Genomic DNA, 24,960 nt, shown 5'->3' on the forward strand with positions numbered 1-24,960 from the left:
TGTCGTGAGCGGAAACTCGACCCCTACTACGAGGCCGGGGTGGAGCCTGCGCAACGACCGAGGGCATCTCCACTCACCTGGTGCGCAGCACCACTTCCGTGGGATGAGCGTCGGCAGGTGTATCGATCGCATTGCGCACTGCACGGGCAACGGTGCTGGGCTGCAGGAACTTCGAGCCGTCGTACTCCCCACCCTCGTGTGCGACGATCTCGCGCTGCATCTCGGTGTCGATACGTCCGGGATGAACCGAGGTCACACGAAGCGTCGGCTCCTCCTGTCGCAGTGCATCACCGAATGCGCGCAACGCGAACTTGCTCGCCGCGTAGCCGCCCCACCCCGGGTTCGCGCGAATGCCGGCACCCGAATTGATCAGCACCACATGGCCGTTGGCCTTCCGCAGCGCCGGTAGGAGCAGCCGAGTCAGCTCGACGACGGCGATGACGTTCACCTCGTACTGCCGACGCCAATCATCGGCCGTCGACTCCTCGACCGTCCCCAGTGCTGCGACTCCGGCGTTGTGCACCAACACGTCGAGAGAATCGATGCCCGACGCGGCTGCGGCCACCGCGTCGGGATCGGTCAGTTCCACCGGCCACGGGGTCGCTCCCGATAGTTCCGACGAGACGGCCTCGAGAGACTCGGCCGATCGTCCGCCGAGCAGGACGTGGTGATCCGGGGCGAGCAATCGGGCGATGTGGGCCCCGAGGCCACGGCTTGCCCCGGTCACCAGCGCAGTACGAGTCATGAAGCCAGACTATCTAGAAGCTCATCCCCGCCTCGGATGCCCAGGTCCGGGTGGTGTTCGCTCCGTCGAGTTCCTCGCGAATGATGTCCGCGTGCCCTGCATGCTGCGAGATTTCGCGCAGGATGTGCAGCACCGTGAATCGTGCGCTCTGCCAGATGCGTTCGGGTGCCCAGGGTGCCGTCGGGACCGGGACGGACAGATTCAGATCCAACGTCGCCAAGGCATCGGTGGTGGAGCGCGCCACCTCTTCCCACTCGGTGATGAGCCCTGCGACAGTCTCGTCGTCCGCCATGACGTATTCGCCGCCGGCGGACTCCATGTCGAACTCGGCCGTGTCGTCGAGTTCGGCGATCACCTTCATCCAGTGCCGTTCGTTGCTGATCACGTGATGTAGCAGTCCGCCGAGGGTGAGTTCGCTGGCGGTCGTGCGGGTACGCGCCTGCTCGTCGCTGATGCCGCGCACGGTGATGAGAAAGTTCGCGCGCTGTTCGTCGAGCATTCTGGTGATGTCGGTGTTCTCGGTGGTCATCGTTTCCTCCTGGATGGGCTGGTGAATCCCACACTAGAAACAATCGAGGACATATTCGGTCCTCGATTTCAAACGAGCGGAATCACGCGCGCGGACGCAAACTGTCTGCATGGGCGATCGAGGTTTCACTTCCACGCAGTTGGCGGCGCGCGCGGCATATCTGCTCAGGGGCAACGACCTGGGCACCATGACCAGCGCGGCCCCGCGACTGTATCCGCACATGTGGAGCTGGGATGCGGCGTTCGTCTCGGTCGGGCTGGCTCCGCTGAGCGTGGAGCGGGCCGTGGTGGAGATGGACACCTTGCTCTCCGCGCAGTGGAAGAACGGGATGATCCCGCACATCGTCTTCGCCAACGGTGTCGACGGCTACTTCCCCGGTCCTGCGCGGTGGGCGACCGGCACGCTCGCGTCGCACGCACCGATGAGCCCGCAGACCTCGGGGATCACCCAACCGCCGGTGCACGCGATCGCGGTGCAGCGCATCCTCGATCATTCCAAGCGCCACGGACGTACGACGCGTGCCGTCGCCGAGGAGTTCCTCGACCGCCGCTGGGGTGATCTGGTGCGGTGGCATCGCTGGCTCGCTCAGGCCCGCGATGTCGACGACAACGGACGGATCGCGGTCTTCCACGGCTGGGAGTCGGGGATGGACAATTCGCCCCGTTGGGATTCGGCCTATGCGAATGTGGTTCCCGGACAGATGGATCCGTACTTCCGAGAGGACAAGGCGGTGATCTCCGACGCCTCCCAGCGGCCGAGCAATCTCGAGTACGACCGCTACATCTGGCTGGTGGAGGAAATGAAGCAGGTCGGGTACGACGACGATGCATTGAAGACGAAGATGAGCTTCGCCGTCGAGGACGTGTTCGTCAGCGCCATCTTCGCAGTGGCATGCGATGTGCTCGCGACCATCGGCGAGGACCATTCACGTCCCCACTCCGATGTTCGGGAGTTGCGGTCGTGGGCGGAGAAGTTCCGCAAGGGAGTCATCGCGACGACGGATGCGCGCTCCGGTGGGGCCCGTGACTTCGATCTGCGGACGGGCCAGTGGATCGGCACCGAGACGATCGCGATGTTCGCCCCGTTGCTGTGCGGCGGACTGCCCCGCGAACAGGAACGAAACTTGATCCGCATCTTCGAGGGCACGCGGTTCTGCGGACATCCGGATCTGCGCTTCGCCGTTCCGCCGTCCACGTCCCCGGTGTCGAAGGATTTCCGTGCCCGTGAGTACTGGCGCGGACCGGTGTGGCCGGTGATGACGTGGCTGTTCTCGTGGGCGTTCGCGCGTCGTGGTTGGTCGGAGCGGTCACTGTCGTTGCGCGACGAAGGGTTGCGTCAGGCCAGCGACGGCAGCTTCGCCGAGTACTACGAGCCGTTCACCGGTAAGCCGCTCGGCAGCATGCAGCAATCCTGGACGGCCGCGGCCGTGTTGGACTGGCTGGGGTAGCGAGAAGGATCAGCCGAGGTAGCTGTCGACCAGAGGGCCGACGACGTCGAACGAGGTGGCGTCGGGCACGAGGTACTTGGCGACGGTGCCGCAGACGAAGGGGTGCCACGCGGAACCGGAGTCGGTACCGAGGGACGAGACGGCCAGGACGTTGCCGAAGTAGATGCCGGGCAGGTGGCGCTGGACGAGTTCGTCGTTGTGCGACGCGACGGCGAGCAGTTCCTCGACGTGGCTGCGATCGATCTCGTCACCCATGGCTCCGAGCAGATCTGCGCCCTCGGCGCGGGCCCGGACAGGGTCGCTGTCCAGCAGCGTCAGTGCGCCGACGGTGACGCCCCGGTTCTGCAGTTCGACGGCGATGGCATGGGCGAGAACGCCACCGAACGACATGCCGAGGAGGTGGACGGTGCCGTCGGTCTGGATGCGAACGATGTCGTCGGCGTACTGCGCCGCCAGTGCCGCGAGGGATTCGGCGCGCTCACCGGACGCGGGTACCTGAACGCCGTAGATGGGGCGGTCGTCGTCGACGTGAGGTGCCAGGCCTGCGTAGCAATCGACCAGACCCACCAGCGGGTGGATGCAGAACACGGGGTCGAGGTGTCCGGTGGTTCGGATCGGCGCGATGGTCGGCACCGCATAGTCGGACGGGTCGAGATCCGTGAGAGCCAGATGCGATAGATCGTTCACGACAGTCATGGGTGCGCCTCCGAGCCAAGAGATGTAGTTCGTGTTTGCATTGGTTTGTTCGTGCCGACTCTGGGTATGTCGCTGTCGGCGGCGTGAGTGTTACCCACGTCTCATTACCGAGGACTCAACCATGTCTGTGGACCGATCGCATTAGTGACTGTTCACCATTGAGTGCCCAGGTCCCGGCCCCTAATCTCACCCGGGTGGTCTTCTCCCGCACGTCGCGTGCTCTGTTCGGATTGTTCTCGGCCGGTGTCATCGCCTGTGCTGCTCCCGGGATCGCGTCGGCCGTTCCGCAGGGCCCGGACGTCTCGTCGTGGCAACACATCGACGGCACCGCGATCGATTGGCATGCCGTCAAGGCGGCGGGCCACGGATTCGCGATGGTCAAGGCCACCGAGGGTCTGGACTACGTCAACCCGTACTTCGTCGAGGATTCCATCGTCATGCGCACGGCGAACGTGGCGCGCGGGGCGTACCACTACGCCGATGTGACGCTCTCACCCGAGTTGCAGGGCGCGTACTACTCGGCACTGGTGCTGGGCATCAACGGTCCGGGTGATCTGCCGCCGGTGCTCGACCTCGAGGACGCGAAGGGGAGGTCGCCTGCCGAGGTCATCGACTGGACGCACCGGTACCTCGATACCGTCCAGACGCTGACCGGCCGTCAGCCGATCATCTACACGTATCCGAACTTCTGGCGGACGGCGATGGCCGACACCCACGAGTTCGCCGACTATCCGCTGTGGATCGCCGACTACAACGACGAGCTGGGGCCGCTGCCCGGCGGCTGGACGAACTGGCTGTTCTGGCAGTTCACCGACCGCGGCACCATTCCCGGAATCGACGGACGTACCGACATCAATCACTACGCGGGCACACCGGAATCGCTGCGGGCACTCGCTCGGTGGTGACGCCCGTCCACCTGTCGGCTTCGCAACCACACCGGTAGTGCGAAAGAGCCCGCAGTCGATTGTCTCGACTGCGGGCCCCTTCGGTTCACTGTCGATCCGAACTGCTACGCCGACTTCCACACTGCGACGACGGAGGGCCGCGGCTGGGTGTCGCCGCCGTCGGGCCAATGCGAGATCGGTGCGTCGGCGGTGGCGTCGTCGCTTTCGCCCGGGTGCTGCACGCACACCACCACCCGCTCGTCGGAGACGATGGGACCACAGGTCTCGCCGCCCGCGGGAACCGTCAGGAACTGACGAGTCTCACCACGACGTGGGCCGTCGAGCACCACGGCGAACAGGCCGTCGTTGGAGTCGAGAGCGTTGCCGTCGGTGGAGACCCACAGGTTGCCCTTCGAGTCGAAGGCGAGGTTGTCGGGGCACGAGATGGGGCTGACCTGACTCTTGTCGAAGCCGCCGAAGTACGTGTCGGCCTCGTTCGGGTCACCGCACACCAGCAGCAGGTTCCAGGTGAACGACGTGCCCGCGTGGTCGTCGTCGAGCTCGAGCACCTGGCCGTTCTTGTTGGCGTTGCGGGGGTTGGCCTCGTCGGCCGCGGCCTTGCCCTCGGTGCCTCGGTTGGTGTTGTTGGTCAGCGCGACGTAGACCTTGCCGGTCACCGGGTTGGGCTCGAAGTCCTCGGGACGGTCCATCTTGGTTGCGCCCACCTTGTCGCCCGCCTGGCGGGTGAACACCGCGACCTCCTCGGCCGACATGCCGTCGACGAGTGACGTGCCGCGGCCGTCCTCGCCGGTCTCGAGCAGAGGGATCCACGTTCCGGTGCCGCGGAACTCGCCGTTGGCGGGCAGGGTGCCCGAGCCGTCGATCTCGTCGGGAGTGTCGCCGGTGAGGGTCGCGACGTACAGCGTGCCCGCGTCCAGCAGCGTCAGGTTGTTGCGCATCGCGGCCGCGCCGGTGCCGGGCATCATCGTGCGGCTCGAGACGAACTTGTACATGTAGTCGAAGCGCTCGTCGTCACCGCTGTAGGCGACGACGGTGCCGTCGTCGGTGACGTGGATGGTGGCGGCCTCGTGCTTGAAGCGTCCCAGCGCGGTGTGCTTGATCGGGGCCGATTGCGGATCCCACGGGTTGACCTCGACGATGTACCCGAATCGGTTGGCCTCGTTGGGCTCCTGAGCGAGATCGAAGCGCTTGTCGAAGGTTTCCCACTTGCGATCGCTGGCGGCGCCCTCGATGCCGTAGCGGGCGAGGCGATCGGCGGCGACGGTCTCGGTGACCGACTCCGCGTTGCCGAAGTACTGGTTGAAGTTCTCCTCACCGGAGAGCACCGTGCCCCACGGCGTCAGACCGCCCGAGCAGTTGTTGAACGTGCCGAGCACGCGGGTACCCGTCGGGTCGGCGCTGGTCTTGAGGAAGTCGCTGCCCGCGGCCGGGCCGGTGACGACGAACTCCGTCGTCCCGGTGATGCGACGGTTGTATCGGCCCATCGTCGGCGTCAGCTTGCCCGAATCAGCCTCGCCCTGAACCTGAACCACCGTCAGGCCGTGTGCGGCGAGTGCAATGTCGAACTGCTCGCGCGTCGGCTTCTCCGCGTCGTAGCCCTTGAACATCGCCGGCTCGGTGGTGTACTCGTGATTGACCGCCAGCAGGAACGCGTTCGGTGTGCCCTCCACCGGAAGCAGGCCGGCGAAGTCGTTGTTGAAACCGAACTGCATCGCCTGCGCAGCAGCGGTCTGGTTGTCGAAGTCGAACGCCGGAGCGCCCTCGACGACCGGATCGCCCCAGCGGATCACGACAGCCTGCTCGTGGCCCTCGGGTATCACGACGGCGTCCTCGGTGTTCGGTTCCACCGCAACGAAATCCACGCCGTCGACCGGCGGGGTGTCGGCACCCGACGCGCTGGAGGTTGCGCTTCCGGTGGCGGCGGGCTCGTCGGTCGAGCACGCGGCGAGAGCGCTACCGGCACCGACCGCGAGCACCGCCATGGCACCGCCCTTGATCACTCCGCGCCGCGACATCGCGGTCTTGACGATGTCGCCGAAGTATTCACCCTTCGAGGTGTTGGGAACCTCGTGGAAACACGCATCGCCGCACTTGTACTTGCACGTCAATGCCGATCGCTTGGAGCTTCCGTCGTGAACCGCGAACAAGGGTAGTGGCTTCATGAGTGGGCACGCTGTCACCCAAAAGCGAAAGTAAAGGAACGTTCAGGTGAAGTCGCGGACAACGAGGTTGCCCTAACGTGCTACAGCACCTGCGACAGAAACGCTTTCAGTCGGTCGGTGTGCGGATCGTCGAACAACTGCTCCGGCGTTCCGGTTTCGACGGCGCTGCCGTGATCCATGAACAGCACCCTGTTGGACACCGATCGCGCGAAGCCCATCTCGTGGGTCACCACCACCATCGTCATGCCGCCCTTCGCGAGGTCGGCCATCAGCGCCAGCACGCCCTTGACCAGCTCGGGGTCGAGAGCGGAGGTGGCCTCGTCGAAGAACATCACCTCCGGCTTCATGGCCAGTGCTCGCGCGATGGCGACGCGCTGCTGCTGTCCGCCGGAGAGATTGCCCGGACGCGAATCCGCCTTGTTGGCCAGGCCGACCAACTCGAGCTGATCCATCGCGGCCGCGCGAGCAGCCTCCTTGGACAGGCCGAGCAGCTTCTGCGGGCCGAGCGCGATGTTGTCGGCAACGCTCTTGTGCGGGAACAGGTTGAACTGCTGGAACACCATGCCGATACGTTGACGCAACTGGTCGGGGTTGTCCTTCAGCACCGACTTGCCGTCGAGCAGGATGTCGCCCTGTTCGGGTTCGTGCAGCCGATTGAGAGCACGCAGCAGCGTCGACTTGCCCGAGCCCGAAGGGCCGATGACCGTGGTGGTCGTGCCGGCCGGGACGTCGATGCTCACCCCGCGCAGCACCTTGTTGGTGCCGAAGGACAGGTGGATGTCCTTGCCTACGAGCGAAACAGAAGTCATGTCAGCCTCTTTCCACGACGACGGCCTGCTCGACCGGGTCCAGCGTCTGCTCGGCCTTGCCGGTGCGCAGTCGCTTGTCGATGTAGTTCACGAGATGGGTGAGCGGCACGGTCAGCACCAGGTAGAACAATCCGGCCGCGACGAGCGGAGACAGATTTCCGGTCTGTGCGTTGAGATCTCGACCGACCGCGAACAGCTCACGTTGGGTGGCGAGCAGTCCGAGGAAGTAGATCAGCGACGAGTCCTTGATCAGCGAGATGAACTGGTTCATCAGCGCCGGCAGGACGCGTCGGACTCCCTGCGGGACGACCACCAGGTTCATCGAACGACGACGGCTGAATCCGAGTGCCCGGGCTGCTTCCATCTGACCGGCTTCGACGCTCTGGATGCCGGATCGGAAGATCTCGCCGATGTACGCAGCGGCGAGCAGCGAGAGGGCGGCGGCGCCGAGCCAGTACGGATTGCCGCCGGTCACACCTTGCACCACCGGTCCGATGCCCAGTCCGATGATCAGAATGATGACCACGGCGGGCAGTCCGCGGAAGATGTCGGTGTAGACGCGGGCGGGCCAGCGCAACCAGCGCGTGCGGGAGAGGCCGGCCAGAGCCAGCAACATGCCCAGGACCGTACCGATGATGCCCGACGCCAACGCCAGAATCAGCGTGTTGGGCAGGCCCACCTTGAACAGGTCGGGGATGGCGGACTTGTACAGCGACCAGTCGAAGAACGTGTCGCCCAACTGCGCCAGCGTCGACTTCGGCTGGACCGCAACCGCTTCGGGAGCGTTCGCGTCGTTCTGCGCTGCGATGGCGGCGAAGTCGGGTAACTCCGGCTCCGGGGCTGCCTTGCTGCCGGGCTTGAAGCCGTCGGGCAGCTCGCGAGGAACCCAGTCGGAGTAGAGCGTGGCCCAGGTGCCGTCGGCGATCACCGCGTCGAGCCCGGAGTTCAGCGCATCGATCAGTGGTTGATTGTCACGGGCGACGGCCCAGCCGACGAAGTTGTTCAGCGAGAACGTGTTCTGTGTGATCGCGGTGCCGTCCTCGGGCTTGACCAAGCCCTCGGCCTGCTGCGACGGAGCCACCCAGGCGTCGATCTGACCGGTCCGCAGGTTCGCGTAGGCGGTGTTGTAGTCCGGGAACTTCACCGGATCGAGGCCGAGCGTGTTCACCACGTAGTCGTCCTGCACGGTGCCCTGCACCACGCCGATCCTGGTGCTCGCGTTCAGGTCCTCGAAGCGGCTGATCGGACCGCCGGTCTGAGCGACGAGGGAGAAGTAGCCGAAGTCGTATCCGTTGGTGAATCCGACGGTGTTGCGTCGCTCGTCCGTCGTCGTGATCGAGGACGACCCGACGTCGAAGCGGCGGCCCGCAACCTGGGCGAGCAGGCCCGAGAACTCGGTGCCCGAGAAGTTGATCTGCAGCCCGAGCTTGTCCGCGACGGCCTTCAGCAGTTCGTTGTCGTAGCCGGTGTACTGGCCGGCCGAGTCGAGGCAGATGCTCGGCGGGGCGTCGGAGAGAGTGCCGACGGTCAACACTCCCGGCGTCGCCAATCCCAAGGCGTTCGTGTCGATGCGGTCCAGCGGGGTGACGTTGTCCGTCGTGTACCTGTCCTCCGTCGCGGCCGCTGCGGCAGCGTCGAAGTTCGTCGGCGTGGACGACGCACTGTCGACTCCGGGAGGGGCGCACAGGTCGGTGGGACCTGCGGCCGCCTGATCATCGGAGTTCGAGGTTCCACACGCGGCGAGCGTGAGGGCCATCAACAGTCCGAGAACGAGAACCACGAGCGCGCGTGAAGCGCGTACGGCAACCATGGACAAAACCCTAAGCGGACCAGGGCCCACTCACCCAAACGGCCGACGCGCAAGGGTTTCGCTCAACGAACTGCCGTGACGTGTGCCTACCGGTGCGCGTCCCGCCACGCGATGGCTTCGCCCAGTTCCGTGAGGTCGTATTCGGGGCCTCCGGTACCCACGGTGAACAGGGTGGCTCCGGCGTCGACAAAGTCCTGAGCGGTGTCCGCGCCCGGCCACGAGACCGATCGAGTGATGCCCGAGACGTCGCGCCCGACGGTGGTGCCGTGCTCGGCGAGGATCTCGGACTTGCGCTTCAACGCCTCGAGGTCGGCGAAGCTGTGCCAGATGTGCGCGTACTCGGCGACCATCTTCAGGGTCTTCTTCTCACCGCCACCGCCGATGAGAATCGGAATGTCGCGGGTGGGAGCCGGGTTTCCGACGTCGAGTCGGTGTCGGATTCTGGCCAGGCTCTCCTTCAGCAAGGCCAGACGCGAACCGGCCGTGCCGAATTCGTAGCCGAAGTTGTCGTAGTCCTTCTCGTTCCACCCAGCGCCGATGCCGAGAATCAGCCGGCCGCCGCTGATGTGGTCGACGGTGCGCGCCATGTCGGCCAACAGGTCCGGATTGCGGTAGCCGCCGCCGGTGACGAGCGCGCCGATCTCGACGTTCGACGTCTGCTCGGCCCAGGCACCGAGCATCGTCCAGCACTCGAAATGCGCGCCGTCGAGGTCGCCGTACAGCGGATAGAAGTGATCCCAGTTGAAGACGATGTCGACACCCGCATCCTCCGATCGCAACACCGCGTCGCGGATCAACTGATAGTCGGGAGCGTGCTGGGGCTGAAGCTGAACACCGATCTTGACGGCCATGTACATCTCCTCGTCGTGTGGGCTGCGTCTCCCATGATGCACCCGAATGCGATCAGCCGATGCGGACGCCGCTCTCGGCCATCATCGCGCGCAGTACGAACCCGGCCTCGGAGCCGACGATCTCGCCGACGAGGGTGATGTAGCGGTCGACGAATGCGCCGCCGTGCTGCTGCTCGTTCTCCTCGGCGAAATGGTGCGCGAGCTCGTGCAACACCACCAGCTCCCGCAGCGCCCAGGCCCTGTTGCCCCGATGCAGGGGCACGGCAATGGTGGCGGTGTCCGATTCGTAATGCGCCGCAGCCGAACCCGAACGGGTCCGGACGGTGATCACACGACCGGCCTCGGGCCAGGTGGCGGCGACCCAATCCAGCCCGAGCACCGCATCGACGTACGCCTGCACCGACTCGATGGAGGCGAATTTGCGCTCGATCGGCAGCGTGATCTGTGAACCCATCACCTCCACCATGCGAAGACCTCGCTCCTCGGCGCGATCGAACATGGTGCGGACCAGTTGCTCGGCGTCGTAGACGGCCGCTCGCTGCGCGTCCCTCGCCCTGCTCATCGGATCAGCCTAATTTGTGTCGCCTTCCCGATTCGCCTACAGTCCTCTATCGACAACGATTGTCGCATTCATAAACACCTTCAAGCCCAGGAGAAACCGTGCTCGCCGTCGATGACCTCTGCATCGACGCCGGACACTCGCGCATCGTCCGGCACGTGTCCTTCGAGATCCCCGCCGGTCGACGCCTCGGCCTTCTGGGTGCGTCGGGATCGGGAAAGTCGATGATCGCTTCGGCGTTGGTCGGAGCGCTGCCGCCGGGCATCACCTGCAGCGGCAGCATTCTCGTCGACGGCCACGACGTCACCGGGGTTCCGACGCCCCGGCGACCGCGCACCGCCCGTCCGGCGATGGTGTTCCAGGATTCGGCCACCGCGCTGAACCCGATGGTCACCGTCGGCAGGCAACTCCGCGCGCGCGACGCCTCCGCGCTGCTCGAGCGTGTGGGTCTGCGCGACACCGAACGCATCCTGGCCGCGCACCCGCTCGAGCTGTCCGGTGGTCAGCGTCAACGCGTCTGTATCGCAGTCGCATTGGCGCGCGAGAGCCCGCTGGTGATCGCGGACGAACCGACGACGGCCCTCGATGTGGTCAGCCAGGCGCGGGTACTCGACGCTCTTCGTGAGGTGGCCTCGCTGCTGCTGATCACGCACGACATCGCCGTCGCCGCACAGCTGTGCGATCACCTGATGGTTCTCGACTCGGGACGCATCGTCGAATCAGGCTCCACGGCAGAGATTCTCGACAGTCCCAGGTCCGATGTCGTGGTGCGCATGCTCGATCGAGCTCGCGCCGCCGATCCGTTTCGTCAGCTGGTAGCGCGATGACTGCGGGATTGGCGGCGACGAACATCACGCGCACCTACGTTCGGCACGGATCGTCTCGTACCGCGCTGGACTCTGTCTCGCTTTCGCTACCGCCTGCCGGTCGCGTCGCCGTTGTCGGCGAATCCGGTTCGGGGAAAACCACTGTGCTGCGCATGCTGCTGGCACTGGACTCCCCCGATGCGGGCACCGTGGAACTGGAGGGGCGCAACGTCCGTCCGGGTTCCGCGAGATCGCTGCGGTGGTTTCGCCGATTGGTGCAGTACGTACCCCAGGACCCCGCCACCAGTCTCGACCCACGCCGCAGTGTCCTGGATCTGGTGGCCACACCGCTGCGACTGCTCGGCATCGACGGCGATCACCGAGCCAAGGCAGCTGCCGCACTCGCCGCCGTCGGGCTGGACCAGCGCTATCTGCAGCGCCGCCCGACGGAACTGTCCGGTGGCCAGAATCAACGCGTCGCCATTGCGCGTGCGGTGGCATGCGAACCGCGGTACCTGCTGGCGGACGAGCCGGTCAGCGGACTGGACCCCGACCTACGTGAGCAGGTCCTCTCAGTGCTCGCCGGCCTACCGAGCGCCCTGCTGATCGTGAGCCACGACCTGTCTGCGGTCGCACGACTCTGCCGCGAGGTATCGGTGATGCACGACGGCCGGATCGTCGAAACCGGCAGTGTACGAGACATTCTCACCGACCCACAGCACCCGTACACCCGAGACCTGATCGACGCCGTACCCCGGCTCGCACCACCACAGGAGATCCATTGACCACCAACGTCTTCCGCCTCGGCACCCTGGCAGCGGTAGGAACCCTCACGCTGACCGGCTGCTTTTCTTCGGCCCCTTCCGACGACACCACGGACAGGGCCCGCGTTGCGATGCTGCAGCCGCCACGCTCGGGGCTCTCGCAGTTCAGCGACGACGCCTTCAAACTCTCGCGCTGGTCCACCGCCGAAACCCTGGTCACCCTCGACGACCTCGGTGACGCGCAGCCGGCTCTGGCCACCGCCTGGAACCGCGTCGACGAGCGCACCTGGAGTTTCGACCTCCGACCCGACGTGAGGTTCCACAACGGTGCGCCGCTCGACTCCGCCGCCGTCGTCACCGCACTGACCGCTGCCACCACCGCCGCGCCGAAGCCGCGCATCCTCGACGGCGTCGAGCTGACGGTGACCGCCACCGACGACGATTCGGTGGAGGTGACCACCGAGGACGTCGATCCACTGGTGCCGCAACGACTCTCGAGCCCTCAGCTCGCCATCCTGGCACCCGCGGCGTACTCCGCAGGCGGCAGCGACCCCGTCGGAACCGGCACCGGACCGTTCGTGTTGACCGCTGTGAACGGCACATCCAGTGCCACGCTGGATCGCAACGAGAACTACTGGGGTGAGACCGCGACGCTCGCCGGCATCGACGTCGACTTCGTGCCCGACGGTACGGCCCGCGCAGCGGCGCTCCGCAACGGCACCGCCGATGTGGTGGAGGCGATTCCGGTGTCGCAGGCCGCCAACATCGACCCGTCGCTGGTGCACGAGGTTCCGATGCCGCGTACCAACACCCTGTACCTGAACACGTCGTCCGGCGTGTTCGCCGATCCGGCCATGCGCGCCGCCGCACGGGAGTCGGTGGACAAGGATCGTCTGGTCGAGCAGGTCTACGAGGGCCGCGCGGACGCCGCGAACGGGCTGCTCGGCCCCGCGCTGCCGTGGGCGGCGGGCCGTCCCGCCCGCACCGACACACCGGCGGGTGATGCCACCGGCAAGAAGATCACGCTCGCCACGTTCACCGACCGTGCCGAACTTCCCGAGGTCGCCGTGCTGCTGCAGCAGGAACTCGAGGCGAAGGGCTTCGTCGTCGAGCAGGTGGTGCGCGAATACCAGTTCATCGAAACCGACGCGCTCAGTGGCGCATTCGATGCCTTCATTCTCTCCCGCGCCACCGTGCTCGATTCCGGTGACCCCGTGGCATACATGTTCTCCGACTTCGCTTGTGAGGGATCGTTCAACATCTCCCAGTTCTGCGACCTGCAGGTCGACGCGGCGTTGGCAGACGCCTCGGCCACCGAACCCGGAGACTACCGCCGCGCCGCGATCCTGGACGCCGAGAAGCTGATCCTGGAGAAGGATGCGGCCGTGCCGATGCTGCACGAACGCGTCATCCAGGGCGAATCCGAAGGCATCACCGGCGTCGCCCGCGATCCGAGGGAACGCACGCTCATCACCAACCAGACCGCCTTCGGGTAAGCAGTGAGAACAACCGCCTCGCGGCTGGTTGCCGTCGCCGGTGTCGTCCTCCTCGTCGGAATGCTGCCGTGGCTGTCCGATCGCGATCCGGCACTGAGCATTCTGCGGGCCCGCTCGGCCGAGCAGGAAGCAACCCCCGAGGCCCTGGCAGCCATTCGCCGCGACCTCGGCCTCGATGCCGGACCGCTGCGGATGTTCTGGGACTGGCTCACCGGCATCGCGTCGGGCAATCCCGGAACATCCTGGAACACAGGTGAACCGGTGCTACCGGGGGCCCTCGATGCGCTGCTGGTGTCGCTGACCCTGATGGGGTTCGCGATGGTCGTCGCGATCGCAGCCGCCGCCCTCGTGGTCGTTCCCAGCGTTCGGGCCGGGCTCCGCGGTACACCGAGACGGACCGGGGGCGGCGTCGCGGCCGCACTCACGTCGATGCCGGAGTTTCTGCTCGCGTCGGTACTCGTCGTTCTCGGTGCCGTGTGGTTGTCGTTTCCGGCCTACGGCTGGAACGGTCCCGAGTACGCGGTGCTGCCTGCGCTCGCACTCGGGTTGCCTGCGGGCGGGCTGATCGGGCGATTGCTCGCCGACGCGATCGCCGTCACCTTCACCGAGGGGTGGGTCATCACGTGGACGGTCGCAGGCTTCTCGCGGCCACAGATCGCCGGTGCGGTTCTGCGACGTGCCCTTCCCGGCCTCGCATCGCAGATCGGTCTGATCATGGTCGCGATGACCGGCGGGGCTGTGGCCGTCGAAAAAGTCTTCGCCATACCGGGATTGGGTCGCACCACCCTCGGCGATGCGCAATCGCAGGATCTGCCCGCCCTGCAGATCGACATCCTGTTACTGCTGGCCGTCAGTGCCGTTCTGGGGATTTCCGCCGAACTGGCCCGACGGTTTCTGCTCGGTAGCGCACTGCACGAGAAGGCGATGCCCATCCCGTCCGGCGTCTTCCACCCGTCGCCGCGACGGTGGCTGGTGCCGATCGCTGCGGCGTCGGTCCTGCTGGTCATGGTGCTTGCCGGACTCCCCCGCGACGGCCAGGCGACGACGCGGGAGAAGTTCTCGGCTCCGTCGCCGGCCCACCCGTTCGGAACTGACGCCTCGGGTCGAGATCTGTTGGCCCGCGTCGCCGACGGCGCACTGCGTTCCATCGGTCTCTCGCTTGCCGTGACGCTCGCGGCGCTGGTGGTCGGCGTGCTGATGGGACTGATTCCGCGGGCCTCCCGTGGGCTGGTCGAGGTGACCAATGCGGCACCACCCGTCGTCACCGGCATTCTGATCGCAGCGATCTGGGGTCCGAGTGCAGGCGGGGCGGCCGTTGCCGTCCTCATCGTCACGTGGGCTCCGCTCGCCGCGCACACAGCCGCTCTCGTCGAGGAGACCCGCGCTCGGCCCTACATTTCCATCCTGCCGACACTCGGGGCAGGCACTGCGCGAATCCTGTTCGGGTCCATCGTGCCCAGCGTCGTCCCGGTAGTGCTGCGGCACGCCATGATTCGGCTCCCCGGTGTCGCCCTCGCTCTGGCCGCTCTCGGTTTCCTCGGCCTCGGTCCGCAACCCCCCACTGCGGATTGGGGATTGATACTGTCCGACGGGGTCGCCGCCGTCGAGCGGGCACCGTGGGTCACTGCTGCTCCACTCGCGTCCTTGATCGCACTCGCCGTTCTTGCAGTCTCGCTCGCCGGTGCCACCTCGGGGCGGGTGCGCAAGACCGGTAGCGTCATCGAGAAAGTCGACGCAGGAGGACGCAGTACGTGAGCACGAGGACCGACGGATCTCCGACGCGGTGGCGGTGGTCGTTTCTGGTCGATCTGCGGCGAGCCACGCCTACCGTCCGCTTGCTCGTCCTGACTCAAATGACCTTCAACATCGGCTTTTTCATGGTGTTGCCGTATCTGTCGGTGCACCTGACGAGTGATCTCGGGCTCGGGGCCGCGCTCGTCGGTGTGGTCCTCGGGATCAGGACCTTCTCGCAACAGGGACTGTTCTTCGTCGGTGGCACCCTCGCCGATCGGTGGGGCATCAAGCCGGTCGTACTCGTCGGGTGTGTGTTGCGGGTGCTGGGATTCGTCGGTCTCGCCTTCGCCGATTCGCTGCCTGCTGTGCTGATCGCCACGGTGCTGGTGGGATTCGCAGCCGCATTGTTCTCCCCTGCAGTCGAATCCGCAGTGGCGATCGAAGCGGGCAAGAGCGAACGCGACGGCGGAGCCACGCGCGTCGAGAGCTTCGCGCTGATGTCGGTGTGCAGCCAAATCGGCTCCTTCACCGGCCCGCTCGTCGGATCGGTACTGTTGCTCGTCGATTTCAGGATCGCGTGCCTCGTGGCTGCGGCCATCTTCGTTCTGGTCATCGCCGCTCACGTGCGGTGGCTGCCGCGTGAGCGCGGCGAACATCGCGACGACCCATGGCTCTCGGGTTGGACCGACGTGGTGCGCAACCGGACCTTCGTGCTGTTCGCGGTGGCGATGAGCGCGCAGTTGGTGGCCTACAACCAGCTGTACCTGCTGTTGCCACTCGAGGTCGAACGCGCCTGGGGCTCGCAGACCGTGCTGGGCTGGTTCTTCGCGATCTCGGCAGTTCTCGTGGTGACGGCGCAACTGCCCATCACCCGACGCGTCGCCGGGGTATCACCGCGAATCACGCTGCCGATCGGATTCGCCGTCATGGCAGCATCGTTCGCGCTCGTGGCGGTATTCAGTCCTCTGGAGTTGAAAGGCCTGCTCGGGCTGATCCCGGCTGCGCTCTTCGTGCTGCTGCTCGCGCTGGGGCAGATGATCGCAATGCCCCAAGCGCGGGATCTGGTGCCGCGCATGGCCGCCGAACGTCGACTCGGTTCGTACTACGGTTTCATGGCCTCGCTCGGGGGCATCGGAGTGCTCATCGGATCGACCGCACTCGGCGTGGTGATCGACGCATCCCCCGCCACCGGTTGGGGCGCAGCCATCCCGTGGCTGGTCGCGGCCCTGTTCCCCATCGCCAGTGTCATCGGCCTGCGCGTGGTGCTCTCCCGCCTCGACTGACCCCGCCGCTCCGCCCGAGTTCCGCCGCGCTGCCACCGATTCCCGCCGCGCCCCCAGTTTCCCGGTGCCCCCGGTTTCCCGCAAACGCGCGCGCGTTTGTCATCCGCGCGCAGATTCGCCCTCGATTCGACGCGAATCCGTGCGCACCTGGCGAATGCGCGCGCGTTTGCGCGAACGACCGGCTATCCGCGAGGCCTGAAGCTCGGTGGTTCGCCGGCTGCGGGGACCCGCAGAACTCGACTGTGCTGCTGTACTCACCGAACATGGTTCGGTCGTAGCGGGTTTCGAAACGGTCGATACAGCCGTGGTGCTCCGATTGTTCGGTACGTCGATAGCCGAGATCGATGCGACCGTTACCGACACCACCGGACCACCGGGCAAGGTACTTCTCGCGTCTTCACCACGAACGCAGTGGTCAGCGTCCCAGCTGCCTGCTTGCTCCGTCTATTTCGGCATGACCGCCGATCTTTGCGTTTCGCCCCGCGCGGTCGCCGGCCTTTCGTGCACCCTCGGAGTACCCGGCGTTCGCGCTCTGGCCGCGCCAGTGTCCCCGAGCAGTCGAGGTCTGCCGGTAGTAGTCCCGGAGCTCGATCTCCTTGTTGCGCAACACCAGTGCTGTGCCCGCGCCCTGTTGTTCTTGTTCGATGGCTTTGGCCTCGGTCTCCTTCTTCACGTCGCCGAGCCGTTGACCGATGCGCGACGCGAATGCGGTCTGGAAGTTCAGCCGAGCCGTCACCGCAGCGACCGGCACTTCCTCGCGTCGGGTGTAGCGTCGGCGATTCTTGATCTCGGTGACGGTTCGGATGGCCGTCTCGGACCGGTACGCGCCGGATTTGATGTACGCGTCCGATGCTCGCACCATCTGGATCAACAGTGAGGAATACAGCGCCTCGGTGGTCTCGATGTCGGAGTCGAAGCCGTAGGCGAACACCTGCGTCGACGATCGAGACACATCGCACTGAACGTCGTTGGCGTGCGCGATGGCCACGAACAGATGAACGTAGGTCTTGAGTCCACGCTTGCCCGGTTCTCCGATGGGGATGACCTTCTGGGTCGGCGTCGCCTGTCGCTCCCTGGACGCACTGTGCGAGCGCGCCACCGCCAGATCGACCGATGCCGACGTCGCCAAACGCTGAGCTGCCTCCATGAAGGCCTCGGCCTCGTGTGGGTTGTCGGTGGACTCGGCTTGGCGAAGCAGCCCACCGATCCGCGTCAGCATCTTGTCCGAACTCATGAGCGAGAGGCTACCGGCCCCCTCCGACACCCCCGGGTTGACCGATTCAGGAAGGCAAAAATGACCACTGCGCGGTGCGATGTGTGCCACAGTACCCATCGACATATGTGTCAGGGGGAGCATCACAGCGAGATTCTGCGTGCCCAACTCCGGGCACATACCACCGCGTAGAAGTAAGTGGAGAGAACAATGGCGTCTTTGATCACGAAGGTGGCAGTGGTTGCGACAGCAGCTACGCTGCTGACGCTCACCGGATGTTCGAGCGACAGCGGATCGAGCGGCGATTCGGGCGCTGCGTCCGAAAATGCCGACGGCCGTGGACCTATCACCTATGTAGAGGGACAGGACACCACCGAGACCGGTGTCGTCCAGCAGATCATCTCGGAGTGGAACGCCGCCAACCCCGATGAGCAGGTCACCTTCAAGGAACAGTCCGCCGACGCCGATCAGGCCCACGACGACTTCGTTCAACAGCTCCAGGCCCAGCAGAGCGACTACGACGTGATGGCACTCGACGTCGTCTGGACCGCCGAGTTCGCAGCCAAGGGCTGGCTCGTGCCGCTCGAGGGTGAATTCGCACTCGACAACGCGGGCGTTCTGCCCGCGACCGTCGCGAGCGCGACCTACAACGGCAAGCAGTACGCCGCACCGAAGAACACCAACGGCGGACTGCTCTACTACCGCAGTGATCTGCTCCCCGAGGCACCCACCACCTGGGCCGAGCTCACCGAGGATTGCCAGGTCGCGCGCGACAACAACATCGACTGCTACGCAGGGCAATTCGCCCCCTACGAGGGTCTGACGGCCAACGCGTCGGAGATCATCAACGCGCACGGCGGATCGATTGTCGGCGAAGACGGCAAGACCCCCACCGTCGACAGCCCGGAGGCCAAGGCCGGACTGCAGACCCTGGTCACCGCGTTCGAGACCGGCGTCATCCCGGCCCAGGACACCACATTCAAGGAGTCCGAGAGCCAGCAGGCGTTCCAGGACGGAAAGACACTGTTCCTGCGCAACTGGCCGTACGTTTACGGCACCGCCGCAGAGGAGGGTTCCGCTGTGGCCGGCAAGTACGCGGTCGCACCGCTTCCCGGGGTCACCGGCGTCGGCACGTCGACGCTCGGCGGATACAACGCCGCGATCAGCGCGTACTCCGAGAACAAGGCCACGGCTGCCGACTTCCTGCGCTTCATGCAGGGCGAGAAGGCGCAGCGCATCATCGCCGAGGGCGCTCTGCCGCCCGTGCTCTCGTCGCTGTACGACGATCCCGCACTGATCGCCGCGATGCCGTACCTTCCCGCATTGAAGGCATCCATCGAGAATGCCGTCCCGCGCCCTGTCACCCCGTTCTACCCGGCCGTCTCGAAGGCTTTGCAGGACAACGTGTCTGCCGCCATCAAGGGCGAGAAGAGCGTGGACCAGGCGATCACCGACATGCAGGCCGGTATCGAAACCGCCGGCGCCAACTGATTTCGGGAGAACCAATGGCTGTACCTGCTGGTGTGACCAGTGGGGCCGGCGCAACCACCGCGGCCGGGGGCTCGTCCCCCGGCCGCGGTCGGCATGTGCGGTCCAAGAACAAGCGCTTCGGCCTGACGCCTGGTCGGGCCTGGCTGCTGATCGCACCGACGATGGTGATCCTCGCGATCGTCATCGTCTACCCGGTGATCCGAGCCCTGGTGATGTCCTTCTCCAAGGACCCAGGTCTCGATCCCGCCACCGGCATGTTCGTCACCGGCGGATCTGCCGGCTTCGACAACTACACGCATTGGATTCTGCAGCAGTGCACCTCGGCCTCGGGCACGTCAGTGCCCTGCCCCCCGGGAACTCTCGGGTCCCAGTTCTGGGGCGCGGTCGGTAACACGGCGTTCTTCACCGTCGTGACGGTGTCCATCGAGGTCGTCATCGGCTTCGCGATGGCCGTGATCATGGGCAAGACCTTCGCCGGACGCGCTCTGCTCCGCGCCGCGATCCTGATCCCCTGGGCCATCCCGACGGCTGTCACCGCCAAGCTCTGGTACTTCATCTTCGCGTACGACGGCATCGCCAATCGCATTCTGGGAACGAACATTCTGTGGACCGGCGACGCCTGGCCCGCTCGTTTTGCAGTGATCATCGCCGACGTGTGGAAGACGACGCCGTTCATGGCGCTGTTGATTCTGGCCGGGCTGCAGATGATTCCCACCGACGTCTACGAGGCTGCTCGCGTCGACGGGGCGTCGGCGTGGCAGCGGTTCACCAAGATCACACTGCCGCTGGTCAAGCCGGCGCTCATGGTGGCAATTCTGTTCCGCACCATGGACGCACTGCGCATGTACGACTTGCCGGCCATCCTCACCGAAGGCAACCCCGCCACGCGAACCATCTCCATCCTGGTGGTGGAGCAGATCCGGCAGGGGTTCAACAGCGCTGCGTCGCTGTCGACCATCTCGTTCGTCATGATCTTCATCGTGGCCTTCATCCTGGTGAAGTTCCTCGGTGCCAATGCCGTTGCCACCCAGGAGAATCAGCGCAAGGGGGCCGGGCGATGAAACAGGCCCGCATCTATCTCGGTGTCGTCGTCATCCTCGTCTGGGGACTGGCACCGTTCTATTGGATGGTCGTCACCGCATTCCGCGACCCGCGTTACACCTTCGACACGACGCCGTGGCCGACGCACGTCACGTGGGAGAACTTCGAGAACGCGTTGTCGACGGCGAACGGCAACAATTTCCTGCGTGCGGTAGGGAACAGTCTGATAGTAGGCGGCGCGACCACGCTGATCGCGTTGGTCATCGGCGTCTTCACGGCATACGCGCTCTCCCGCATCGACTTCCGCTTCAAGTACGTGGTCACAGGCATCATCCTGGGTGCGTCGATGTTCCCCGTCGTCGCATTGGTGACCCCGCTGTTCCAATTCTTCACCAACATCGGGTGGATCGGCAGCTACCAGGCGATGGTCATCCCCAACATCTCGTTCGTGCTGCCGTTGACGATCTACACCTTGGCCGCGTTCTTCGCCGAATTGCCCTGGGAGCTCGAAGAAGCCGCAAGGATCGACGGTGCCGGGCGCTTCCAAGCATTCCGCCTGGTGATGCTCCCACTTGCCGCACCTGCCCTGTTCACCACCGCGATCCTCGCGTTCATCGCAGCCGTGAACGAGTACCTGCTGGCCAGTCAGCTCTCGAGTGACAGGACCGAACCGGTCACCGTGGCCATCGCGCGGTTCACCGGCAACGATCCGTTGGTGGTGCCGTATGCCGCGATCATGGCCGCGGGCACCATCGTGGCGATTCCACTGGTGATCATGGTGCTGCTGTTCCAGCGTCGCATCATCTCCGGACTGACGGCGGGCGGCGTCAAATCGTGACCGCTCAGGACCATCTTCAGTTGCTGGCGGGCATTCTGGGATTCTTCGCACTCGTGGCGCTGATCTTTGCGGTAGCCGGGATCATCGGGGGCAATCCCGGCGTGCTGCCGTCGGTGGCCCTGCTGGGTCTGTTGATCGCACTGTGGTTCTGCGTCAAAAAGATTCGTTGAAGCTGCGCGTTGCCACCGAAACCAATTCGGTCAGTGCCGCGTTCATCCTGGGCCGCCAGACCAGGGCCAGCAGCGCGGCGGTCTGCGAGTCCGTGAGCTCCACGGCAACGAGTGTGTCGTCGTAGGACGTCGTCATCGATGCGCTGAGGATCGCCACCCCCAGGCCGCGGGCAGCGAGGTCGGCCACGGCGTCGGGGGCGGTGGCCTGCAACGCGATCGACGGCGCGAGTCCTACTCCGGCACAGTCCCGGTCGAAGACCGCACGGATGCCCGTGCCGGGAGGAAGGGCGATGATCGGGTGCTCGCACACCTGCGCCAACGTCGCCTCGCCCTGTGCTGCCAGAGGATGCTGCGGTGGAACGGCTGCGACGATACGTTCGTCGATCACCACCATCGATTCCAATCCGTCCGGGACCCGAGCTGCGACACCTACGAGTGCGATGTCGAGTTCTCCTGCGCGCACATCGGCCACCAGACGATCGGAATTACCCTCCTGCAGAGCAAGTTCGACGCCGGGGTGCGCCGAATGGAAGCGGGCCAACGCGTCGAACAGTTGTGGGACGGTGCAGGCAGTGACCATCCCGACGCGAAGCGAGCCACGCAGGAGTCCGGCGATGTCGTCGACGGATTGTCTGACCGAGCCGGCGGCGGCCAGCGTCGCGCGGGCTTGTGTCAGCGCGGCCTGACCTGCGGTGGTCAATGTTGCTGTGCCACCGGATCTGTCGATCAATTCGGCACCGAGTTCGCGTTCGAGCGCGCGGATCTGTGCGCTGACGCCTGATTGGCTGATGTGCACTCTGGCTGCGGCGCGAGTGAAGTTCGCTTCCTCGGCCACTGCGACGAAGTACTCCAACTGTCTCAATTCCACTGCTGCACTCCCAGATTCGGGCCCTCACCGGCGTCGAGTCTGGCGATATTCCGCTTCGGGGCCGTGACGCGGTAGCTGCAGTCGATCAATTCGGCTGCCTCGGCCCAGACGTCGTCGTCGGCGTCGCTCAGGTCGAAGCCCACCCAGCCGGCCGGGCCGAGGTACGCGGGGTGGAAGTAGCGGGGTTCGAGTTCGCAGGCGCGCTGCTCCTCGGCACTCTCGCATTTGACCAGGATCGAGAGGTCGTATTGGTCGCGGCCTTTGACACCGCCGCCGAAGTAGACGAACACCGAGGCGGTGCGGAAGGTCGGCCGGCCATGGGAGATCTTCTCGGACACCTCGGGATAGGCGAACGCCATCGTGCGAACACGTTCGAGGACCGGATGCTTCGAAGTGGGGTCGATGGCCACGAGCACACGATAGCGCGCGAACTCCAGCTGCGGCTATGAGTAGAACTTCTATCGATCATCGCTATCAACTGTTGGACTTCTGGTCCGGTGCGTTCGAGACTCGATGTCATGACACAGACACCGAAAGAAGTTGCAGCAACCTACTTCGAGGCCTGGAACGCGAAGGATTTCGACACGCTCGCGTCGATCCTGCACGAGGACGCGACGTTCCGGGGACCACTCGGCACAGCAGACAACGGCGCGGAATGTGTGGCCGGATTGAAAGGAATGTCGACGATCGTCACCGATATCGACATCGCCCACGTCTTCGTGGACGGCCCGAACGTACTGACGTGGTTCGACCTGCATACGTCCATCGCATCCCCGGCGAGCACCGCCAATTGGCAGCGAATCGAGAACGGAAGAATCATGGATATCAAGGTGACCTTCGATCCACGAGAAATCACCGCGGCCGGATAGACGAACGCCCGCCGGTACTCAATGTGACATTCAGTGGCCTTTTCGGGGGTCAATGTCACATTGAGTGGACCGGCGGGCGGAAGTTCGCGTCTAGCTGCGGGCCCTACGCGTCGATGATGAACGCTTCGAGTTGTTCGCGAGCGACGTCGTCGGCCAGCTGCTTCGGCGGGCTCTTCATCAGGTAGGCCGAAGCGGGGATGACGGGTCCACCGATGCCGCGGTCCTTGGCGATTTTCGCAGCGCGGACTGCGTCGATGATGACGCCTGCGGAGTTGGGCGAGTCCCACACTTCGAGCTTGTACTCGAGGCTCAGGGGTACGTCACCGAAGGCGCGGCCTTCGAGGCGGACGTAGGCCCACTTGCGGTCGTCGAGCCAGCCGACGTGGTCGGACGGTCCGATGTGGACGTCCTTGGCGTTGAATTCCTTCTGCAGGTTCGACGTGACGGCCTGGGTCTTGGAGATCTTCTTCGACTCGAGGCGGGTGCGCTCGAGCATGTTGAGGAAGTCCATGTTGCCGCCGACGTTGAGCTGCATGGTGCGGTCGAGCTGCACGCCGCGGTCTTCGAAGAGCTTCGCCATGACGCGGTGGGTGATGGTGGCACCGACCTGGCTCTTGATGTCGTCGCCGACGATGGGGACGCCTGCGTCCTCGAACTTCTTGGCCCAGACGGGATCGCTGGCGATGAAGACGGGCAGTGCGTTGACGAAGGCGACGCCTGCGTCGATGGCGGCCTGTGCGTAGAACTTGTCGGCTTCTTCGGATCCGACGGGGAGGTAGGACACGAGCACGTCCACCTTGGCGTCGCGCAGGGCCTGCGCTACGTCGACGGCGTCGCCGTCGGCCTCGGTGATGGTCTCGCGGTAGTACTTGCCGAGGCCATCGAGGGTCGGTCCGCGGAGGACGTGGACGTCCTTCGGGGGTACGTCGGCGATCTTGATGGTGTTGTTCTCGCTGGAGAAGATGGCTTCGGAGAGGTCGAAGCCGACCTTCTTGGCGTCCACGTCGAACGCGGCGACGAATTCGACGTCGCGGACGTGGTACTTGCCGAACATGACGTGCATGAGGCCGGGGACGGTGGCGTTCTCGTCCGCGTCCTTGTAGTACTCGACACCCTGGACCAGGGATGAGGCGCAGTTGCCCACACCCACAATGGCCACGCGGATTGCGTTGTTGTTCTCACCCATGGTCGGGTTCTCCTTCTGTCTTGACTGTCCTGTTTGGTGCTGTGTGGGACGGTGCTGGGTTGGGGTCGGCCTGCTCGGCTGCGATGACTTCGTTGAGCCAGCGCACCTCGCGTTCGCTCGATTCGAGTCCGAGCTGGTGTAGCTGCCTGGTGTAGCGGTCGAGTGTCCCGTTCGCCTTGGCCACAGCGTCGCGGAGCCCTTCTCGGCGCTCCTCGACCTGGCGACGTCTGCCTTCGAGAATGCGGACTCGAGCTTCCGCGGGAGTCCGACTGAAGAAGGCAAGATGTACGCCGAAACCGTCGTCGGTGTAGTTCTGCGGTCCGGTGTCGGCCACCAGTTCGGCAAATCGTTCCCTGCCGAGCGGGGTGAGCTGATACACCCGTTTCGCTCGTCTCTTCACGAGCAAGTCGGGACCGGCGTCCTCGGCGATGAGTCCGTCGGTTTGAAGTCGACGGAGTGCCGGGTACAGCGATCCGTACGAAAACGCTCGAAAAGCTCCGAGCAGGCCGGTCAGCCGCTTGCGGAGCTCGTAACCGTGCATGGGTGATTCGAGAAGCAGTCCGAGAATTGCGAGCTCGAGCATGCAACTCCCCCTTCTCGAATCCAACGATCACATCATGGCGATGCGATTGACCGCACTATCGAAGAATGTATCGCGCCGATACATATTCTGACAACTCGGCCGTGA

Annotated in this window: 25 protein-coding genes; 12 read left to right on the plus strand and 13 right to left on the minus strand. The window is 65.3% G+C overall.

Annotation, left to right across the window (positions count from 1 at the left end; all coding sequences use genetic code 11):
- Positions 1 to 73: 73 nt before the first annotated feature.
- Positions 74 to 745, minus strand: a complete 672-nt coding sequence (locus CH276_RS09855; protein WP_094629041.1) for an SDR family oxidoreductase — start codon at positions 743 to 745, stop codon at positions 74 to 76.
- A 13-nt stretch (positions 746 to 758) separates the two neighbouring features.
- Complete coding sequence (locus CH276_RS09860; RefSeq protein WP_032396957.1) at positions 759 to 1,274, minus strand: DinB family protein; 516 nt, start codon at positions 1,272 to 1,274, stop codon at positions 759 to 761.
- 109 nt (positions 1,275 to 1,383) lie between these two features.
- On the opposite strand from CH276_RS09860, the gene ggh reads away from it, so the two are divergent.
- Complete coding sequence (gene ggh / locus CH276_RS09865; protein ID WP_094629042.1) at positions 1,384 to 2,721, plus strand: glucosylglycerate hydrolase; 1,338 nt, start codon at positions 1,384 to 1,386, stop codon at positions 2,719 to 2,721.
- 9 nt (positions 2,722 to 2,730) lie between these two features.
- Here the strand turns inward: ggh and CH276_RS09870 are convergent, their stop codons facing one another.
- Positions 2,731 to 3,417, minus strand: a complete 687-nt coding sequence (locus CH276_RS09870; protein ID WP_032396955.1) for a thioesterase domain-containing protein — start codon at positions 3,415 to 3,417, stop codon at positions 2,731 to 2,733.
- A 194-nt stretch (positions 3,418 to 3,611) separates the two neighbouring features.
- Between CH276_RS09870 and CH276_RS09875 the strand changes: the two genes are divergently transcribed.
- Entirely contained in the window at positions 3,612 to 4,322 is a 711-nt protein-coding gene (locus CH276_RS09875) for a glycoside hydrolase family 25 protein (protein WP_045197725.1), read from the plus strand.
- A 104-nt stretch (positions 4,323 to 4,426) separates the two neighbouring features.
- Here CH276_RS09875 and CH276_RS09880 read toward each other — a convergent pair whose 3' ends face one another.
- From CH276_RS09880 to CH276_RS09900, 5 genes are all read right to left on the minus strand, one after another.
- Entirely contained in the window at positions 4,427 to 6,484 is a 2,058-nt protein-coding gene (locus CH276_RS09880; RefSeq protein WP_032396953.1) for a PhoX family protein, read from the minus strand.
- Between the two features lie 80 nt (positions 6,485 to 6,564).
- Positions 6,565 to 7,293 carry an amino acid ABC transporter ATP-binding protein gene (locus CH276_RS09885; protein ID WP_045197723.1) on the minus strand — a complete coding sequence of 243 codons (729 nt, stop codon included), beginning with the start codon at positions 7,291 to 7,293 and terminating at the stop codon, positions 6,565 to 6,567.
- Position 7,294: 1 nt separating this feature from the next.
- Positions 7,295 to 9,103 (minus strand): ABC transporter substrate-binding protein/permease, encoded by a 1,809-nt coding sequence (locus CH276_RS09890; RefSeq protein WP_045197721.1) that lies wholly within the window; start codon positions 9,101 to 9,103, stop codon positions 7,295 to 7,297.
- Positions 9,104 to 9,189: 86 nt separating this feature from the next.
- Positions 9,190 to 9,960, minus strand: a complete 771-nt coding sequence (locus tag CH276_RS09895; protein WP_179272808.1) for an LLM class F420-dependent oxidoreductase — start codon at positions 9,958 to 9,960, stop codon at positions 9,190 to 9,192.
- 46 nt (positions 9,961 to 10,006) lie between these two features.
- On the minus strand, positions 10,007 to 10,516 hold the full coding sequence (locus CH276_RS09900) for a TIGR04338 family metallohydrolase (RefSeq protein ID WP_094629043.1): 510 nt from the start codon (positions 10,514 to 10,516) through the stop codon (positions 10,007 to 10,009).
- A gap of 98 nt (positions 10,517 to 10,614) precedes the next feature.
- Here CH276_RS09900 and CH276_RS09905 point away from each other — a divergent pair, with 98 nt between their 5' ends.
- The 5 genes from CH276_RS09905 to CH276_RS09925 are packed head-to-tail and all read left to right on the plus strand — an operon-like array spanning position 10,615 to position 16,596.
- Positions 10,615 to 11,340, plus strand: a complete 726-nt coding sequence (locus CH276_RS09905) for an ATP-binding cassette domain-containing protein (protein ID WP_094629044.1) — start codon at positions 10,615 to 10,617, stop codon at positions 11,338 to 11,340.
- Positions 11,337 to 12,104 carry an ABC transporter ATP-binding protein gene (locus tag CH276_RS09910; protein ID WP_094629045.1) on the plus strand — a complete coding sequence of 256 codons (768 nt, stop codon included), beginning with the start codon at positions 11,337 to 11,339 and terminating at the stop codon, positions 12,102 to 12,104. The genes CH276_RS09905 and CH276_RS09910 overlap by 4 nt, the downstream gene beginning before the upstream one ends.
- The gene (locus CH276_RS09915; protein WP_254923857.1) at positions 12,101 to 13,579 is read left to right on the plus strand and encodes an ABC transporter substrate-binding protein; all 1,479 of its coding nucleotides are present in this window, start codon (positions 12,101 to 12,103) and stop codon (positions 13,577 to 13,579) included. Before CH276_RS09910 ends, CH276_RS09915 begins: the two co-directional genes overlap by 4 nt.
- Positions 13,580 to 13,582: 3 nt before the next feature.
- Positions 13,583 to 15,334 (plus strand): ABC transporter permease subunit, encoded by a 1,752-nt coding sequence (locus CH276_RS09920; protein WP_217901453.1) that lies wholly within the window; start codon positions 13,583 to 13,585, stop codon positions 15,332 to 15,334.
- A complete protein-coding gene (locus tag CH276_RS09925; protein WP_094629047.1) occupies positions 15,331 to 16,596 on the plus strand; it encodes an MDR family MFS transporter in 1,266 nt (421 codons plus the stop codon). The genes CH276_RS09920 and CH276_RS09925 overlap by 4 nt, the downstream gene beginning before the upstream one ends.
- 415 nt (positions 16,597 to 17,011) lie before the next feature.
- On the opposite strand, the gene CH276_RS09930 is transcribed toward CH276_RS09925, so the two are convergent.
- Complete coding sequence (locus tag CH276_RS09930) at positions 17,012 to 17,830, minus strand: DUF2786 domain-containing protein (protein ID WP_094629212.1); 819 nt, start codon at positions 17,828 to 17,830, stop codon at positions 17,012 to 17,014.
- Positions 17,831 to 18,019: 189 nt separating this feature from the next.
- Here CH276_RS09930 and CH276_RS09935 point away from each other — a divergent pair, with 189 nt between their 5' ends.
- The 4 genes from CH276_RS09935 to CH276_RS28440 are packed head-to-tail and all read left to right on the plus strand — an operon-like array spanning position 18,020 to position 21,349.
- Complete coding sequence (locus tag CH276_RS09935) at positions 18,020 to 19,300, plus strand: ABC transporter substrate-binding protein (RefSeq protein WP_094629048.1); 1,281 nt, start codon at positions 18,020 to 18,022, stop codon at positions 19,298 to 19,300.
- A gap of 14 nt (positions 19,301 to 19,314) precedes the next feature.
- Positions 19,315 to 20,361 carry a carbohydrate ABC transporter permease gene (locus CH276_RS09940; protein ID WP_176459186.1) on the plus strand — a complete coding sequence of 349 codons (1,047 nt, stop codon included), beginning with the start codon at positions 19,315 to 19,317 and terminating at the stop codon, positions 20,359 to 20,361.
- Positions 20,358 to 21,179 carry a carbohydrate ABC transporter permease gene (locus tag CH276_RS09945; protein WP_032396942.1) on the plus strand — a complete coding sequence of 274 codons (822 nt, stop codon included), beginning with the start codon at positions 20,358 to 20,360 and terminating at the stop codon, positions 21,177 to 21,179. The genes CH276_RS09940 and CH276_RS09945 overlap by 4 nt, the downstream gene beginning before the upstream one ends.
- Positions 21,176 to 21,349, plus strand: a complete 174-nt coding sequence (locus CH276_RS28440) for a hypothetical protein (protein ID WP_176459187.1) — start codon at positions 21,176 to 21,178, stop codon at positions 21,347 to 21,349. Before CH276_RS09945 ends, CH276_RS28440 begins: the two co-directional genes overlap by 4 nt.
- Here CH276_RS28440 and CH276_RS09950 read toward each other — a convergent pair.
- Together CH276_RS09950 and CH276_RS09955 are read right to left on the minus strand one after the other, a co-directional pair.
- Positions 21,333 to 22,217 (minus strand): LysR family transcriptional regulator, encoded by an 885-nt coding sequence (locus CH276_RS09950; protein ID WP_094629049.1) that lies wholly within the window; start codon positions 22,215 to 22,217, stop codon positions 21,333 to 21,335. The genes CH276_RS28440 and CH276_RS09950 overlap by 17 nt on opposite strands.
- Entirely contained in the window at positions 22,208 to 22,627 is a 420-nt protein-coding gene (locus tag CH276_RS09955) for an MmcQ/YjbR family DNA-binding protein (RefSeq protein ID WP_369597428.1), read from the minus strand. The genes CH276_RS09950 and CH276_RS09955 overlap by 10 nt, the downstream gene beginning before the upstream one ends.
- Before the next feature lie 108 nt (positions 22,628 to 22,735).
- Between CH276_RS09955 and CH276_RS09960 the strand changes: the two genes are divergently transcribed.
- Positions 22,736 to 23,086: a nuclear transport factor 2 family protein gene (locus CH276_RS09960; RefSeq protein WP_094629214.1), complete on the plus strand. Its 351-nt coding sequence runs from the start codon at positions 22,736 to 22,738 to the stop codon at positions 23,084 to 23,086.
- A gap of 103 nt (positions 23,087 to 23,189) precedes the next feature.
- On the opposite strand, the gene CH276_RS09965 is transcribed toward CH276_RS09960, so the two are convergent.
- Entirely contained in the window at positions 23,190 to 24,272 is a 1,083-nt protein-coding gene (locus CH276_RS09965) for an inositol-3-phosphate synthase (protein WP_032396939.1), read from the minus strand.
- The gene (locus tag CH276_RS09970) at positions 24,265 to 24,855 is read right to left on the minus strand and encodes a PadR family transcriptional regulator (protein WP_032396938.1); all 591 of its coding nucleotides are present in this window, start codon (positions 24,853 to 24,855) and stop codon (positions 24,265 to 24,267) included. Before CH276_RS09970 ends, CH276_RS09965 begins: the two co-directional genes overlap by 8 nt.
- Positions 24,856 to 24,960: the final 105 nt, after the last annotated feature.

This window comes from Rhodococcus sp. 06-470-2 (assembly GCF_002258235.1).
GTDB lineage: Bacteria > Actinomycetota > Actinomycetes > Mycobacteriales > Mycobacteriaceae > Rhodococcoides.